The sequence below is a fragment of the Streptococcus sp. HMSC066F10 genome, from assembly GCF_001813805.1.
GTDB lineage: Bacteria > Bacillota > Bacilli > Lactobacillales > Streptococcaceae > Streptococcus > Streptococcus vaginalis.
Map to the genome: position 1 here is coordinate 21,993 of NZ_KV813952.1, position 15,624 is coordinate 37,616.

At 38.9% G+C, this 15,624-nt stretch carries 14 protein-coding genes and 1 pseudogene; 14 read left to right on the forward strand and 1 reads right to left on the reverse strand.

From position 1 onward, the window contains the following. Positions 1 to 16 precede the first annotated feature (16 nt). Positions 17 to 613, reverse strand: a pseudogene (locus HMPREF2933_RS00485) (hypothetical protein). Between the two features lie 165 nt (positions 614 to 778). On the opposite strand from HMPREF2933_RS00485, the gene nrdR reads away from it, so the two are divergent. From nrdR to HMPREF2933_RS00560, 14 genes are all read left to right on the forward strand, one after another. Then, entirely contained in the window at positions 779 to 1,252 is a 474-nt protein-coding gene (gene nrdR, locus HMPREF2933_RS00490; protein WP_024052506.1) for a transcriptional regulator NrdR, read from the forward strand. After that, positions 1,253 to 2,401, forward strand: a complete 1,149-nt coding sequence (locus tag HMPREF2933_RS00495) for a Replication initiation and membrane attachment protein (protein ID WP_024052505.1) — start codon at positions 1,253 to 1,255, stop codon at positions 2,399 to 2,401. Beyond that, the gene (gene dnaI, locus HMPREF2933_RS00500; protein WP_024052504.1) at positions 2,402 to 3,301 is read left to right on the forward strand and encodes a primosomal protein DnaI; all 900 of its coding nucleotides are present in this window, start codon (positions 2,402 to 2,404) and stop codon (positions 3,299 to 3,301) included. It abuts the gene before it with no gap. After that, the gene (locus tag HMPREF2933_RS00505) at positions 3,298 to 3,951 is read left to right on the forward strand and encodes an NADPH-dependent oxidoreductase (RefSeq protein ID WP_070672307.1); all 654 of its coding nucleotides are present in this window, start codon (positions 3,298 to 3,300) and stop codon (positions 3,949 to 3,951) included. Before dnaI ends, HMPREF2933_RS00505 begins: the two co-directional genes overlap by 4 nt. Before the next feature lie 398 nt (positions 3,952 to 4,349). Continuing rightward, positions 4,350 to 5,660 carry a ribosome biogenesis GTPase Der gene (gene der, locus HMPREF2933_RS00510; protein ID WP_024052502.1) on the forward strand — a complete coding sequence of 437 codons (1,311 nt, stop codon included), beginning with the start codon at positions 4,350 to 4,352 and terminating at the stop codon, positions 5,658 to 5,660. A 92-nt stretch (positions 5,661 to 5,752) separates the two neighbouring features. Then, a complete protein-coding gene (locus tag HMPREF2933_RS00515; protein WP_024052501.1) occupies positions 5,753 to 6,055 on the forward strand; it encodes a hypothetical protein in 303 nt (100 codons plus the stop codon). A gap of 114 nt (positions 6,056 to 6,169) precedes the next feature. Continuing rightward, positions 6,170 to 9,277, forward strand: a complete 3,108-nt coding sequence (locus tag HMPREF2933_RS00520) for a pilus expression-regulating Snf2 family helicase (protein WP_024052500.1) — start codon at positions 6,170 to 6,172, stop codon at positions 9,275 to 9,277. Positions 9,278 to 9,318: 41 nt separating this feature from the next. Further along, entirely contained in the window at positions 9,319 to 9,957 is a 639-nt protein-coding gene (locus tag HMPREF2933_RS00525; RefSeq protein WP_024052499.1) for a divisome accessory protein ZapJ, read from the forward strand. An 80-nt stretch (positions 9,958 to 10,037) separates the two neighbouring features. After that, positions 10,038 to 11,369 (forward strand): UDP-N-acetylmuramate--L-alanine ligase, encoded by a 1,332-nt coding sequence (gene murC / locus HMPREF2933_RS00530; protein WP_024052498.1) that lies wholly within the window; start codon positions 10,038 to 10,040, stop codon positions 11,367 to 11,369. Further along, positions 11,359 to 11,883 carry a GNAT family N-acetyltransferase gene (locus HMPREF2933_RS00535; protein ID WP_024052497.1) on the forward strand — a complete coding sequence of 175 codons (525 nt, stop codon included), beginning with the start codon at positions 11,359 to 11,361 and terminating at the stop codon, positions 11,881 to 11,883. Before murC ends, HMPREF2933_RS00535 begins: the two co-directional genes overlap by 11 nt. Further along, positions 11,880 to 12,374 (forward strand): GNAT family N-acetyltransferase, encoded by a 495-nt coding sequence (locus tag HMPREF2933_RS00540; RefSeq protein ID WP_024052496.1) that lies wholly within the window; start codon positions 11,880 to 11,882, stop codon positions 12,372 to 12,374. Before HMPREF2933_RS00535 ends, HMPREF2933_RS00540 begins: the two co-directional genes overlap by 4 nt. 114 nt (positions 12,375 to 12,488) lie before the next feature. Continuing rightward, entirely contained in the window at positions 12,489 to 14,096 is a 1,608-nt protein-coding gene (mltG, locus tag HMPREF2933_RS00545) for an endolytic transglycosylase MltG (RefSeq protein WP_042754090.1), read from the forward strand. Positions 14,097 to 14,432: 336 nt separating this feature from the next. After that, the gene (gene greA / locus HMPREF2933_RS00555) at positions 14,433 to 14,915 is read left to right on the forward strand and encodes a transcription elongation factor GreA (RefSeq protein WP_003023612.1); all 483 of its coding nucleotides are present in this window, start codon (positions 14,433 to 14,435) and stop codon (positions 14,913 to 14,915) included. Positions 14,916 to 15,012: 97 nt separating this feature from the next. After that, the gene (locus tag HMPREF2933_RS00560; RefSeq protein WP_024052494.1) at positions 15,013 to 15,477 is read left to right on the forward strand and encodes an 8-oxo-dGTP diphosphatase; all 465 of its coding nucleotides are present in this window, start codon (positions 15,013 to 15,015) and stop codon (positions 15,475 to 15,477) included. Positions 15,478 to 15,624 lie beyond the last annotated feature (147 nt).

A 15,624-nucleotide genomic window follows, 5' to 3' on the forward strand; every position in this document is an offset into this window, starting at 1 on the left:
TTCCTGTTTTTGATTGTTATTCTTTAGAGGTGTGGCGTTTCCCAGCGTTTATAGCATTGGCCTCAGTCGTGGAGACTACTCTGTCAAAACGTGTATTGCGTGGCATATTATCTATACTATACCAATAAACATCAGCAGTTCCGTTACGAGCTACATAAACGGTTCGTTCCTGCTGTTGAGCTTCTTGTGCTGCAGCAGCCTCTTGTTGTTGCTGCGCTTGAGCGGCAGCTGCTTCTTCTTGTTTTCGTTTTTCTTCCGCTTGTTTAGCTATTTCTTGTTCTTTTGCTGCTTTTTCTTGCTTAGCTTGTTCCGCTTCCTTTTTCTTCTCTTCCTCAGCGGCTTTCTCCTTCTTTGCCTGTTTCTCTTTTTTACCTATAGCAATATATTGCTAGTTTTCTCTTTTGTAGGAGTCAAACTCATTTTTTAATGCTTTGTAGTCTTTAGCAGCTTCTTCATTGCTTTTTGTTAATTTTCGAATCTGTGCTTTATATTCTTCCCCATTTTCGCGCTGATTTCCCATGGCAGAAAAGGAACCTAACAAAAGAATAATTAGAGCTAGAATAGCAATATTCTTTTTGTCTTTAAAAAAGGCAACAGAAAAAAATCTTTTCATCATAATTCTCCTTGAAATGATAACGTTTACAATTATTATATAAAATTTCTTGAGAGAAGTAAATAGGATAACGGATTATTATATATTTTCGTGAGGAAGTTCCTATCTTTTGTTATTTCTTAAAACATGGTATAATGAAGTATTAAGAATTCAGGAGGGAAGCAGATGCGTTGTCCTAAGTGTGGTGGTAATAAATCAAGTGTTATTGACAGTCGGCAAGCAGAAGATGGCAACACAATCCGTCGTCGGCGTGAGTGTGATGAATGTCAGTATCGCTTTACGACTTATGAACGTGTAGAAGAACGGACGCTCGTTGTCGTTAAAAAGGATGGCACGCGGGAACAATTTTCAAGAGATAAGATCTTTAATGGAATCATTCGCTCGGCGCAAAAACGTCCTGTTTCTAGTGATGAGATTGAAGCAATTGTTAGCCGAATTGAGCAAAAAGTGCGCAGCAGTAATGAAAACGAAATCGCAAGTGAATTTATCGGAAGCTTGGTTATGGAAGAGTTGGCGGATTTAGATGAAATTACTTATGTTCGTTTTGCTAGTGTTTATCGTAGCTTTAAAGATGTGAGCGAGCTGGAAAACCTCTTGAAACAGATTACAAAAACAGCTAAAAAGAAAAAGGAACAATAAATGAAACCGAATGATCAATTTTCTTTTGTGAAGAATAATCTGATTAGTCAGGATAGCACCAATTTGATTCGTCTGTATTTGCCAATTCTAGGGCTTGATGCGACTTCTATCTATCAATATTTTCTTGCTTTTTGGGACGATGGAAAATCATCTTATACTTTTGGGCACATTTTGAATCATCTCAATCTGGGGATGAATGCCTTGCAAAAAAGTTTAGAAATGTTGTCTGCTATGCAGTTAGTAGAGCTTTATCATACGGAGAATCATTTTCAGGTCTATTTGCAGCCCACATTAGCGTCTGGTGAATTTTTAAGCAATCCTGTTTATAGACGCCTGCTAGAAAAGAAGATTGGTGAAGCTGCAGTAGAAGCTTTGTTGCCTAGTCACCCAAGTGGTGAGAAGCAAGATGTGAAGCTGTCAGAGATTTTTCAAGTGGAAGATGCAAAGGTAGAGCCGCAATCAAAACAGAATCATTTTGACTTGGATTACTTTAAACAATTGATGGCGCGAGAAAACTTGCGTTTTGAAAACGAAAAAGAAGATTTGCTGGTACTCTTTGCTATTTCAGAGCAACAAAATTGGACTTGGTATGAGACCTATTTGTTGGCTAAGGAAACGGCTGTCGGTCATGTGATTTCAACCAAGCGAATGAAGCAAAAATTAAATCAAAAGCCTGCTGCAAGTGGATTTTCTAATACTGAACAAACGATTATTCGAGAGGCTAAGAGTAAGTCAGCCATGCAGTTTTTGGCAGAAATCAAAAAAACAAAGCATGCGACAATCACACGAGGAGAACGTCAGTGTTTGCAAGAATTGGCAAATTTGGGACTGTTAGATGAAGTTATCAATGTGATTTTGCTGTTGACTTTTAACAAAGTAGATTCAGCTAATCTCAATGAAAAATACGCTTTGAAAGTGGCAAATGACTTTTCATATCAGGAAGTGGCATCGGCAGAAGAAGCAGTTTTGCGGATTCGTGAGCGAAATCAACAACCAAGCAAAAAAGCAAATCAAACGGCTACTTCAAAGAACAATGTTCCCGACTGGAGCAATCCTGACTATAAGAATGAAACAAGTGCTGAAAAGCGGGCTGAGCTAGAGGAGCAAAAGAGAAAACTTTTAGCGAAATTAGACCAAGGAGGTGACTAGATGGAGAGTGTCGGACAAACGATGGCGCATAGGAACCAAGCTCGTCAATTTGACTATGAAGAGTTGGTGAAACAAATCGTTACCGATCCAGATGTGGCGGCTTTTATCCAGTCTGAGCGATTGACACCTGCTGAAATCAAACGAAGCATTTCTAAGTTTAATCAGTATATTTCTGAGCGAAACCGTTTCTTGCTAGGTGATAAAGCGTATATTGCCAAAGGCTATAAGCCGATATTGGTGAAGAATGAGGGGTATGCAGATGTTTCTTATGAAGAAACTCCCGAACTAGTCGAAGCGCAGAAACAAGCAACTATCAATGCACGGTTAAATTTAATTAGTCTTCCGGCTAGTCTCAAGGAAGCTAGTTTGGCAAAAGTGGATTTGGACGATGTTGGTCGTTATAAGGCTTTTGAGTTGCTGACGAATTTTGTGGCAGATTATCCAAACTACAAAAAAGCGATTTACCTTTATGGTGATTTTGGCGTGGGAAAAAGTTACATGATGGCAGCCTTAGCACATGATTTGTCGGAAAAACGTAGTGTTTCCACGACCTTGCTTCATTATCCTAGTTTTGTTTTGGATGTAAAGAATGCTATTTCTTCTGGTCTGGTTAAGGAAAAGATTGATGAAGTAAAAGTAGCGCAAGTCTTGATTTTGGATGATATCGGTGCGGAGCAATCAAGTCCGTGGATGCGAGATGAGATTTTGCAGGTTATTTTACAGCACCGGATGCAGGAAAATTTGCCAACTTTCTTTACATCGAATTTTAATTTTGCGGATTTGGGACGGCATTTTGCGACATCCAAAAACGGAGATGAAACTTGGCAGGCTCGTCGGGTCATGGAAAGAATAAAATTCTTAGCAGAGGAAGTTCGTCTGGAAGGAGAAAATCGCCGATGAATGAAACGATTGATTTGATGAAAAAGCATACTTCTGTTCGTCGTTTTACAGATGAGCAGATTTCAGATGAGGATTTGAAGGTGATTATTGATGCTGGTCGAGCAGCCTCTAGCTGGAAGAATTTCCAATCTTATTCGATTATTGTTGTTCGCAATCAAGAAAAGAAAGCAGCCTTGTTTGATTTGGTGCCTCAGGAGGCTATTCGTCAGTCATCTGTTTTTCTTCTTTTTATCGGAGACCTCAATCGAGCTGAGAAAGGTGTGCGACTTCATACGGATACCTTTTACTCACAAGGAGTGGAGAATCTTCTGATTAGTTCTGTTGACGCTAGTCTGGCCGCGCAGAATACTCTTTTGGCGGCTGAAAGTCTGGGATATGGCGGGGTCATCATTGGCTTGATTCGCTATGCTTCTAGGGAAATAGCAGAGCTGTTTAACTTACCAGATTATACGTATCCTATTTTTGGAATGGCTTTGGGAAAGCCGGATCAGCACCATGCTGTTAAACCACGTTTGCCGTATGAAACAGTCGTTTTTGAAGAAAACTATCAAGAACAGGACACATCTGTTATTCAGAACTATGATCAGATTCAAGCAGACTATGCTGGAGATCGAGCAACTGATACATGGAGCGAGCGACTAGCGAAGTAATTTGCTCAAAAGCCCAATCTTGCTAGTCAAAATCTATTACAAGACAAGAAATTATTGTAAAATAAAGAGAGTGAGACAAAATCGGTCATTTCGAAACAATTCGATTTTGTTGGCTTGCCCGCACAGCTCGAAAGGTTTGGGAAACCTTCCGAGGTTGGAAATAAACTCAAGTAAAACTTGACGTCAAAAGGGATATAAAAGCTGATTTATCAGCGCATTAGACCCCACTTAGCAGTGTTTGATTGGCACTAATTGCCTAGTCAATTGTACATGGGAAATTCTAAATTGCCTAAAGTCAATAGAGTTTCTCCAAACCGCTGCGCCCTGTAATTATAACTACATAAACAAGCGAAGCTGAGCATTGTGTCCCAGCTTCTTAGAACAGAAAGAGGAACACTATGGCTTTACCAACTATTGCCATTGTCGGCCGTCCTAATGTCGGCAAATCAACACTTTTTAACCGAATTGCCGGGGAGCGGATTTCGATTGTTGAGGATGTTGAAGGAGTGACCAGAGACCGTATTTATGCAACGGCTGAGTGGCTGAATCGCAAGTTTAGCATGATTGATACAGGCGGGATTGATGATGTAGATGCGCCTTTTATGGAGCAAATCAAGCACCAAGCAGAGATTGCTATGGAGGAAGCGGATGTCATCGTTTTTGTGGTGTCTGGAAAAGAAGGTATTACAGATGCGGATGAATATGTGGCTCGTATGCTCTACAAGACCCACAAGCCGATTATTCTAGCGGTTAATAAAGTAGATAACCCAGAGATGCGTAGTGAAATTTTTGATTTTTATGCGCTTGGTTTGGGTGACCCTTATCCCATTTCTTCCGTTCATGGGATTGGAACGGGGGATATTTTAGATGCCATTGTTGAAAATCTTCCCAATGAAGAAGCCGTTGAAAATCCAGACATGATTAAATTCAGCCTCATCGGTCGTCCCAATGTCGGCAAGTCTAGCTTAATCAATGCGATTTTAGGAGAAGACCGTGTGATTGCTAGTCCTGTGGCTGGAACTACTCGTGATGCGATTGACACGGTCTTTATGGACAATGAGGGACAAGAATTTACCATGATTGATACAGCAGGTATGCGCAAGTCAGGCAAGGTCTATGAAAATACAGAGAAGTATTCTGTTATGCGAGCTATGCGAGCGATTGACCGATCTGATGTGGTGCTTATGGTGCTCAATGCTGAAGAGGGCATTCGCGAGTATGATAAGCGGATTGCTGGTTTTGCTCATGAAGCAGGTAAAGGAATTGTTATCGTTGTTAACAAGTGGGATACGCTGGAAAAAGATAACAAGACCATGCAAAATTGGGAAGCCGATATTCGCGACCAATTTCAGTATCTCTCTTATGCACCGATTGTCTTTGTATCAGCTCTGACTAAGCAACGTTTGCATCAATTGCCAGGCATGATTAAGAGAATTAGTCAAAGTCAAAATACTCGCATTCCGTCAGCTGTTCTCAACGACGTCATCATGGATGCCATTGCGATTAATCCGACACCGACCGACAAAGGCAAACGGCTGAAAATCTTCTATGCGACACAAGTCGCAACTAAACCGCCAACCTTTGTTATTTTCGTCAATGAAGAAGAACTCATGCACTTTTCTTATATGCGCTTCCTAGAAAATCAAATCCGCAAAGCTTTCGTATTTGAAGGGACACCAATTCATCTCATTGCCAGAAAGCGGAAGTAGGGCGGAACTAACTAAACAAGGCTGAACATAAAAATAGTAGAAGTGGTACAGTACAAGATAACTAGTCTAACGTACCTATGTGAAAAAGAAATATGAATTGGATAAATATTGCTAAAGTGGTGCTCATTGGAATTGCAAGTGCAGCTTATGTGAATATTCACTATGATGACAGAAAGTACAAACCGTTTGGTTTTCGCTATTGGTTATCACTTTTTAGTCTGATCGTTGTAGGAATTGCACATCTTTTCTTGGCTGCTATAACATTGGGAGCCATTTGGTTGATGATAACAAAATTCTCTACTTTTACTGGGAATTTGGCTCTTTTTAGTATTCTTAGTAATAGGCAATACAATATTGCTAGTCGGTTTTATGAAAGTGTTGATTGCACGCACTAAATGCTATAAAAAGCTCAACGAGGACATTTTCTAAAAGAAAGCGAGGAGAACCTTGCTTTTTTTCTTTATGCTGAAAATATGGTATAATTAATAGATAAAATAAAGGTGGTACTTATGGCAAAATTGATTCCTGGGAAGATTCGGACGGAAGGAATAGCCCTTTACGAAGCAGGGGAAATTGAAATTCTCAAAGTGAAAGATCAGATGATTTACAGCCGAGTTGAAAATCACAATCTGCGATATAGTTTGGATGACGAAGCCATTTTTTGCGCCTGTGATTTTTTTCAAAAAAAGAAATACTGTGCTCATCTAGCAGGCTTAGAATATTTTCTTAAAAATGACCCTGAAGGAAAAGTCGTTTTGACCAATCTTGAAGAGGAGCAAACAACTTCAGAGGAAACTCAAACGAAAGTCTCTTTTGGCAGTCTCTTCTTGGATAAAATCCTTTTGACAAAAGATGTAGCCGTTCGCTATGAACTGGCTGCTGTTGGGCAAGAAGATGATTATACAGGACAATTTTTGTGGACCTTGCGCATCAGTCGTTTACCAGATGAGCGCTCCTATGTTATCCGAGATATTCGTGCTTTTTTAAAGATTATTGAAAAAGGCGATTATTATCAAATCGGCAAGCACTATTATGAAAAAATGCAATTGGCTGCTTTCGATGAAGCTAGTCAAGAGGTGATCCAGTTTTTACGAGGACTTGTTTCTTATCAGCAGGATCAAGATGCTTCTTTTATCTTTCCAAATGCTGCTAGACATCTTTATTTTCCGTCTAGTCTGTTTGAAGAAGGCGTAAATCGACTCATGAATTTGCCGCATTTTCGCTTGGAATACAGTCTTTATGACTATGACAAAGTCTTTTTTCAAGATTTGCATGCTGAAGTAGGCATCTATGATTTTACAGTAGAGGAAAATTCGGATTATTTTGAGCTCACCATTACAGAACAAAATTATAAAATTCTATACGGTGGTGACTTTATTTTTTATGGGGATCATTTCTATCAACTGACAGAGCAGCAAAAGCGGATGATTCAGGTGATTCGAGAATTGCCTGTGGACACGGACCGCAAAAAACGGCTTCAATTTGATACAAGCGACCAAGCAAAACTAGCTTCAGGACTATTAGAATTTGGTAAAATTGGCTCTATTCATGAACCAGAAAGTTTGGTGATTCATACGTTTACTCCGCTGTTTGATTTCGAGTTATTGGATACTCAGGAAATTCGTCTCAAAATCCAGTTTGATTATGGAAATCATGTTGTGGATACTCGTTTTAAGTTGGAAGAACTGCCATTTGCTAGCGATTTCCAGTTAGAACAAAAGGTTTTTCAACAAGCTCTGTCTGCTGGTTTTGAAGCAGATTTTACAAGCACTCGTCCTCCATTGCAACCACAAGAGATTTATTCATTTTTTACGTCCATTCTCCCTCGTTTTAGGCGCTTGGGAAAGGTATTAGCAGAAAGCCTGACAGCCTTGTACCAAGTGGAAAGACCAGCAGTTTCTGTTCAGACAAATGGTGGCTTGTTGGATATCGGGTTTGACTTTACAAGTATTGACCAAACAGAAGTAGACGATGCGTTAGAAGCTCTTTTTTCGGCTAATGATTATTTCATCAGTCGCTCTGGCAAGGTGCTCGTTTTTGATGAAGAAACAAAAAGAGTCAGCAAAACCTTACAGGATTTACGAGCTAAAAAAGGAAAAGACGGTATTTTCCAAACGCAGCGGATTGCTGCTTATCAGCTATCTGAATTATTTAAAGATCAAGAAAAAGTGAGCTTTTCAGAGGAGTTTCACCATTTAGCCTTTGATTTGACGCATCCAGAGGAATTTGCGCTACCGACATTAAAAGTGGAAGCAACTTTGCGTGATTACCAAGAAACGGGTGTCAAATGGATGTCTATGCTTCACCATTATGGATTTGGCGGTATTTTGGCAGATGATATGGGGTTGGGAAAAACCCTTCAAACTATTGCCTTTTTAAGTAGTCAGCTAAAAAAAGAGACCAACGTTTTGATTTTGGCTCCGTCTAGTTTAATTTACAATTGGCTGGATGAGTTTGCAAAATTTGCACCAGAAATGGATGTAGCGGTCATTTATGGATTAAAGCCAGTCAGAGATAACTTGATTGCAGAAGGTCATCAGGTGATGATTACAAGCTATGCTTCTTTCCGTCAAGATGTTGAAGGGTATAGTCAATTGAACTTCGATTATCTCTTTTTAGATGAAGCGCAGGTCATGAAAAATGCACAGACCAAGATTGCTCATCATCTACGAAATTTTGAGGTAAAAAATACCTTTGCTCTTTCTGGAACACCGATTGAAAATAACCTCGGCGAATTATGGTCTATTTTTCAAATTGTTTTGCCAGGATTATTACCTAGCAAAAAGAACTTTTTGAAACTGCCTGCAGAAACTGTTGCTCGTTTTATCAAACCATTTGTCATGCGGCGGAAGAAAGAAGATGTCTTGCAAGAATTGCCAGAACTCATCGAAGTTTCTTATCGCAATGAGCTTGCAGATAGTCAAAAGGCTATCTACCTAGCGCAACTAAAACAAATGCAGGAGCGTGTGCTTACTTCTACAGATGAAGAACTTAATCGCAGCAAAATGGAAATCTTATCTGGCTTGATGCGATTACGTCAAATCTGCGATACTCCTGCGCTCTTTATGGATGACTATCATGGAGAGAGTGGCAAACTAGAAAGCCTGTTAGAACTATTAGAGCAGATTCAGACAGGAAGCCACCGTATGTTAATCTTTTCTCAATTCCGAGGAATGCTAGACATTATCGAAAAAGAATTGAAAAAGATGAAAATGGAGACATTTAAAATTACAGGTTCCACCCCAGCAAAAGATCGTCAAGAGATGACAAATTCTTTTAATAATGGGGAAGGAGACGCCTTTTTAATCTCTTTAAAAGCTGGTGGTGTTGGCTTGAATCTAACTGGTGCTGATACTGTTATCTTAGTAGACCTTTGGTGGAACCCAGCAGTAGAGTCTCAGGCAATTGGTCGAGCTCACCGTATGGGTCAAGAAAGAAATGTAGAAGTATATCGATTGATTACGCGAGGAACGATTGAAGAAAAAATTCAAGAGTTGCAGGAAAGCAAGCGTCATCTCGTATCAACTATCCTAGATGGAACAGAACCCCGTAGCAGCCTAACCGTTGCTGAAATACGAGAAATTCTAGGAATTTCTACAGAAACACTTGAAAAATAGCACCAATAGGTTATAATGAAGTGTTGAAAGGAAATGTGCTAATGAAAGAAAAACCTTTTCCATTGATTTCTGATGATGAAATCTTGTTATCAGAAATGCCGCGTATGAACCTTTACGATGAAAGCGATCTTATCAGTAATATTAATGGTGACTATGTTGATAAAAATTATTTAGAATGGGAACCAATTGTAAAGAAAATTGCAGACAGTCAAGTAAAAGAAGGACAGGCAAAGTTTTACCAAGCGACTTCAGCTGTTCAATCTGTCAAAGCCAAAAAATCTACTTCAAAAAGTTATGCAGAATTGGCTAGAGAAGAAGCCAGAGCGGATTTGAAAAAGAAACGTTCGGCAGCTTATTTGACATCGGATTTTACTGCTAAAAAGCGTTCTTATCCTACCGTTACGAATGGTAACACAGCTATTTCACATAAACCAACAGCATTTTTCCAAAAGGAAAATGGTAGTAGGTTATCAAAATATAGTCGAAATTTAAAGCAGGATCATTATATTTTAGCAGATATCAAAGTAAATACCTCTTTGCCGAAGGAATCACCCAAAAAATCTAAAAATAATTATGACTTTTTAAAAACAAGTCAAATTTATAACAAAAAAGAATTACAAAATCAAAGAGAGCGTCGGATAGCGCAAGAGCTAAATTTAACACGGCTGGAAGGAAAATAATTGAACGTTGACAAGAGCAATTATTTTTGTGTGAACTTGGTTTCACTAAATTTAACGCTCTTAGTATTTAAGGAGAAATTATGACAAAAACCTATCATTTTATCGGGATTAAGGGCTCTGGAATGAGTGCCTTAGCATTGATGCTGCATCAAATGGGACATCAAGTTCAAGGAAGCGATGTTGAAAAATACTATTTCACTCAACGTGGCTTAGAACAAGCAGGAATTAAAATCTTGCCTTTTGACGAAAAAAATCTTCAAGCAGATGTAGAAGTTATTGCAGGAAATGCTTTCCGTCCGGATAATAATCTTGAAATTGCTTATGCCGATGCAAATGGTATTTCTTATAAGCGTTACCATGAATTTCTTGGAATCTTTATGCGTAATTTTGTCAGCATGGGAGTGGCAGGTGCACACGGAAAGACATCAACGACGGGTATGTTGGCACACGTTTTGTCAAACATTACGGATACCAGTTATCTGATTGGTGACGGGACGGGGCGCGGCTCTGCAAATGCGAAATACTTTGTATTTGAAGCAGATGAATACGAACGTCATTTTATGCCTTATCATCCTGAATATTCAATTATCACGAATATTGACTTCGACCACCCAGATTATTTCACCAGCTTAGAAGATGTTTTCAATGCTTTTAATGATTATGCTAAACAGGTTAGCAAAGGGTTATTTGTTTACGGTGAAGACAAAGAATTGCGCCGAGTCACAGCTAACGCTCCTATTTATTACTATGGCTTTAAGGAAGGTAATGACTTTATCGCTCATGACTTACTCCGTTCTACGACAGGCTCTAGCTTTAAAGTCTCTTTCCGTGGGCAAGAATTAGGAGAATTCAAGATTCCTAGCTTTGGTCGCCACAATATTATGAATGCAACAGCTGTTATTGGTTTATTGTACACAGCTGGATTTGACTTAAATTTAGTTCGGGAGCATTTAGTCACTTTTGGTGGTGTGAAACGTCGTTTTACTGAAAAAGTGGTTAATGGGACAACAATTATTGATGATTTTGCGCATCATCCAACTGAAATTATTGCGACTTTGGACGCAGCTCGCCAGAAATATCCAAGTAAAGAAATTGTTGCGATTTTCCAACCACATACTTTTACCAGAACCATTGCGCTTTTGGACGAATTTGCCGAAGCTTTGAATCAAGCCGATGCCGTTTATTTGGCGCAAATCTATGGCTCTGCGCGTGAAGTGGACCACGGAGATGTCAAAGTAGAAGATTTAGCTGAAAAAATTATCAAAAAGGCAGAAATTATTACTGTTGACAATGTTTCACCATTGTTAGAACACCCAAATGCTGTTTATGTTTTCATGGGAGCTGGGGATATTCAAACCTATGAATATTCTTTTGAACGTTTGCTATCCAATTTGACAAGCAATGTCCAGTAATCTAATACCACAAGTCACCCTTCGAGAAGCTTCTTTGGAAGATTGGAAGGCAATCGTTGCGATTGAGGAGGCGAATTTTTCCACAGAAGCAGCTGGTGCAGAAACAATTCAAAAATGGATTGAACAGGGGCAAACGAACTTTTTAATAGCGGAATTAAATGAGAAAATAGCTGGCTACCTTGTAGGGGCAGCCGTTTTTTCACGTCATTTGACAAAGGAAATGATAGACAATTCGTCAAAGTGGCAGCAAGATTCTGATTTTATGACGATTCAGCGCTTATCCATTCATCCAGATTTTAAAGAGCAGGGACTGGGAACTTTGCTTTTAGCTGCTTGCAAAGAAATAGCTGTTGCACAAAATCAAAAAGGTCTTCAGTTGGTTTGTTCAGATGAGTTGATTTCTTACTACGAAATGAATGCTTTCATAAACGAAGGAATTTCTGAAAGGGGAGATAGCCATGCTATTTTACATGAATTCGTTTGGGATAATCCATATTTTAAGGAGGGAAAATGAAGATTAGACAGGCAAATTTAGCAGATTTGGATGCTATTACGACTATTGAATGGGAAAACTTTGGCCCAGAAGAAGCTCTGAGTCGAGAGATTTTGGAAGCCCATATCCAAAAATTAACAACCAGTTTCTTAGTAGCTGAACGAGACGGTCAGATTTTAGGCTACCTTGAAGGGCCTGTTCGTCCAGAACGCCATTTAGTAGATCAATCCTTTACTTCTGAGGTAGAAGATTATAGTCATTTGACAGACCATTATATTTCGTTGACCAGTTTATCTATTGCTAAAAATGCTCAAAATATGGGGTTAGGTAGAAGTTTGTTGAATGCAATGAAGGATATTGCTGTTCGCGACCAGCGTTTGGGAATCAACTTAACTTGTCATGATTATTTGGTCACTTACTATGAAAAACATGGTTTTATCAACGAGGGCGTATCCCAATCTACCTATGCAGGTGAAGTTTGGTATGATATGCTTTGGAAAACTCCCAAATAGTGGAGAAAAGAATTGATTATTCTGTAGAATGCTTGAAAGAAAGGCATTCTCTTATTGCTTTTCTTTACTTTTTAAGATATAATGGTAGGGATATTGAACAAGGAGGTCAACTATTTGGCTGAAGATTCGCAAGAAAAAGAAGGGCTGAGTTTTAAAGAGCAGATTCTGTACGACTTGGCTAAAGAAAAGGGAACTGAACAACCAAAACTTGTAGAAGAATCTAATGACTTGCAGGAAAAGTTAGGTTTGGGTCAATCTGCGCTTCCTTCTGCACAGGAAGAAGAGAAAGCAACCGCTTCTGAAACGGATATACCAAAAGTTCAAAAAGAAGAGAGTGGCGAGCCAGAGCCTGCTCCTTTAGAAAGTCCCCTTCCAACCGTTGAACAAATAGAAGCCGAAGCGGCAGCTAGGGAAGAAGAAAAAGAGTTTAATACTCATACGACGAAAGTCCCTGTTTCTTACCCAACCAATCAGGCTGTTGAAGAAACCAAGGTTCCAAAAGAATTAGTTCAACCTGCAGTTTACGGAACGGAGCAAGACACAAAGAAACTTTCTCGTTCAAATAGGACTGCTCAAACGATTAACACGAAGAAGCGTCAAAACAAAATCGCCGGAAAAATCGTCAAAACGGTCTTAATTTTGCTGCTTTTAGGGATTGGTTTAACTGGTTTCTTTGCTTATCGCTATGTTACATCAGCTTTACAACCAGTTGATGCGAAAAATACAAAGTATGTGACGGTTAAGATTCCGACTGGATCGAGCACCAAAGCAATTGGAACGGTCTTGGAAAAAGCTGGTTTGATCAAAAATGCTCAGATTTTTAGCTATTATGCTAAGTTTAAAAACTATGCAGATTTCCAATCGGGTTATTACAATCTGCAAAAGAGCATGAGTTTGGATACGATTGCTAAAAAGCTACAGCAAGGTGGAACGGACACTCCGCAGGATCCCTCAATGGAAAAATTGACCATTCCAGAAGGATATACGATTGACCAAATTGCAAAAACGATTGCGAAGTTGAAGAAAAATAAATTGTCTTCGGATACGTTTTTAAAGAAAGTGCAAGATGATAATTTTATCACTCAGGAAGCTACAAAATATCCAAACTTATTAGGCAATTTAGCTAAAAAAGAGAGCGGTGTTAAGTATCGCTTAGAAGGCTATCTTTTCCCTGCTACTTACAATGTGACCGACAGCATAACTGCTGAAACGCTCATTGACCAAATGTTAGCAGCAATGGATAAAACCATGTCGCAATATTATGATGTTTTAGCCTCAAAGAACTTGACTGTGCACGATGTTTTGACAATTGCGTCCTTGGTTGAAAAAGAAGGTTCAACAGATCAAGACCGAAAAAACATCGCAAGTGTCTTTTACAATCGTTTAAATCAAAACATGCCTTTGCAAAGCAATATTGCAATTTTGTATGCTCAAGGAAAGCTTGGTCAAAAGACAACCTTAGCAGAAGACGCTGCGATTGATACTAATATTGATTCGCCTTACAATGTTTATAAAAATACCGGTTTAATGCCTGGTCCTGTAGACAATCCTAGTTTTTCTGCTATTGAAGCGACTGTTAATCCAGCCAAAACGGATTATCTTTACTTCGTAGCCAATACAGAAACAGGAAATGTTTATTTCGCAAATACCTATGAAGAACATGAAAAAAATGTTCAAGAACATGTTAATAGTAAATTGACACAATCAAGTAGTTCAAATTAAAAAAGCGGGACAAAATTGTAACTTTTAAAACTTGATTTTGTTCTACTTCTGAGCAATGATGTATAAGTCTAAAAAGATTGCTACAAGTGTATTTTAGACTAGATGAAGAATGCGCCTTGCAAAGCAAGCGAATATTAAAAAGAAGCTGGGACGAAAGTTTCCAGCTTCAAAGTATAAAGTATATAGTTATAATAAACCAACGACGCAGCTACTGATTGCTCAACAGTCTCCCAGACTGTTGAGCAATCCTGCGAGGGTGAGACTAGGAACTAAAATTTTCAAGATAAGTTCTGTCCCACTCCCTCTTTATTTTAAAAATAGAAAGAAGAAAAAATAATGGCAGAAAAAACTTATCCCATGACCCTTGAAGAAAAGGAAAAACTTGAAAAAGAATTAGAAGAACTTAAATTAGTTCGCCGTCCAGAAGTGGTAGAACGTATTAAAATTGCTCGTTCTTATGGTGACTTATCAGAAAACAGTGAGTATGAAGCAGCCAAAGATGAACAGGCTTTTGTTGAAGGACAAATCTCAAGTCTGGAAACCAAGATTCGCTATGCTGAAATTGTAGATAGTGATGCAGTAGCACAAGATGAAGTTGCTATTGGTAAGACCGTTACGATTCAAGAAGTTGGTGAAACGGATGAAGAAGTCTATATGATTGTGGGTGCAGCAGGAGCAGATGCTTTTGCTGGAAAGGTTTCTAATGAAAGTCCTATTGGACAAGCTCTAATTGGCAAGAAAACAGGCGATACTGCTACAGTTGAAACACCTGTGGGCAGTTATGATGTAAAAATCCTAAAAGTCGAAAAAACAGCTTAAAAAATAAAGGATTGGGATAGGTTGATGGCTGCGATAGCAACTATGAAACCTGTCCCAAATTCTTATCTATTTGATACAAAGTTTAGAGGAGAAAAATATGTCCCGTAAATCTCAAGTAATTTTAACCAATATGTGTCTGATTGAAGATAATCAAAATCGCATTGTCATGCAGATTCGTGACCCCAAGATGTATTCTTGGTCAGGAGCAGCTTTACCTGGTGGACATATAGAAGAAAAGGAGAGCCTCCACCAAGCAGTTGTGCGTGAAATTTATGAAGAAACGGGACTAACAATCCATCATCCTAAACTGGTTGGTATGAAACATTGGTACACAGCAGAAGGCATTCGTTATCTGGTCTTTCTTTATCGTACAAATGAATTTTCAGGACATCTCCGCTCATCAGAAGAAGGTGAAGTTAGGTGGGTGGCACGTGAAGAGTTGGACACTCTCGAATTGGCTTATGATTTAAAAAATTTGCTACGTATTTTTGATGACAAATCGTTGTCAGAATTGTTTTATAGTGAACGCTTAGAAAATGATTTTGTTCGCGAATTTTGGTAATTTTATGTTTAAATGAGGGCATTCTATTTATTCAGGTGGAGGATTGGATAGGTAGGGTGCTATTTCATAATAGTAAGATGCTTTTCTGATTGAATGGCAAGCAAAAAGCTGGAATGATGAACTGCACCCCAAAAGTTAGACAAGAAA

Coding starts and splice junctions, on each gene's coding strand:
- nrdR (WP_024052506.1), top strand. CDS start 779: ATGCGTTGTCCTAAGTGTGGTGGTAATAAATCAAGTGTTATTGACAGT.
- HMPREF2933_RS00495 (WP_024052505.1), top strand. CDS start 1,253: ATGAAACCGAATGATCAATTTTCTTTTGTGAAGAATAATCTGATTAGT.
- dnaI (WP_024052504.1), top strand. CDS start 2,402: ATGGAGAGTGTCGGACAAACGATGGCGCATAGGAACCAAGCTCGTCAA.
- HMPREF2933_RS00505 (WP_070672307.1), top strand. CDS start 3,298: ATGAATGAAACGATTGATTTGATGAAAAAGCATACTTCTGTTCGTCGT.
- der (WP_024052502.1), top strand. CDS start 4,350: ATGGCTTTACCAACTATTGCCATTGTCGGCCGTCCTAATGTCGGCAAA.
- HMPREF2933_RS00515 (WP_024052501.1), top strand. CDS start 5,753: ATGAATTGGATAAATATTGCTAAAGTGGTGCTCATTGGAATTGCAAGT.
- HMPREF2933_RS00520 (WP_024052500.1), top strand. CDS start 6,170: ATGGCAAAATTGATTCCTGGGAAGATTCGGACGGAAGGAATAGCCCTT.
- HMPREF2933_RS00525 (WP_024052499.1), top strand. CDS start 9,319: ATGAAAGAAAAACCTTTTCCATTGATTTCTGATGATGAAATCTTGTTA.
- murC (WP_024052498.1), top strand. CDS start 10,038: ATGACAAAAACCTATCATTTTATCGGGATTAAGGGCTCTGGAATGAGT.
- HMPREF2933_RS00535 (WP_024052497.1), top strand. CDS start 11,359: ATGTCCAGTAATCTAATACCACAAGTCACCCTTCGAGAAGCTTCTTTG.
- HMPREF2933_RS00540 (WP_024052496.1), top strand. CDS start 11,880: ATGAAGATTAGACAGGCAAATTTAGCAGATTTGGATGCTATTACGACT.
- greA (WP_003023612.1), top strand. CDS start 14,433: ATGGCAGAAAAAACTTATCCCATGACCCTTGAAGAAAAGGAAAAACTT.
- HMPREF2933_RS00560 (WP_024052494.1), top strand. CDS start 15,013: ATGTCCCGTAAATCTCAAGTAATTTTAACCAATATGTGTCTGATTGAA.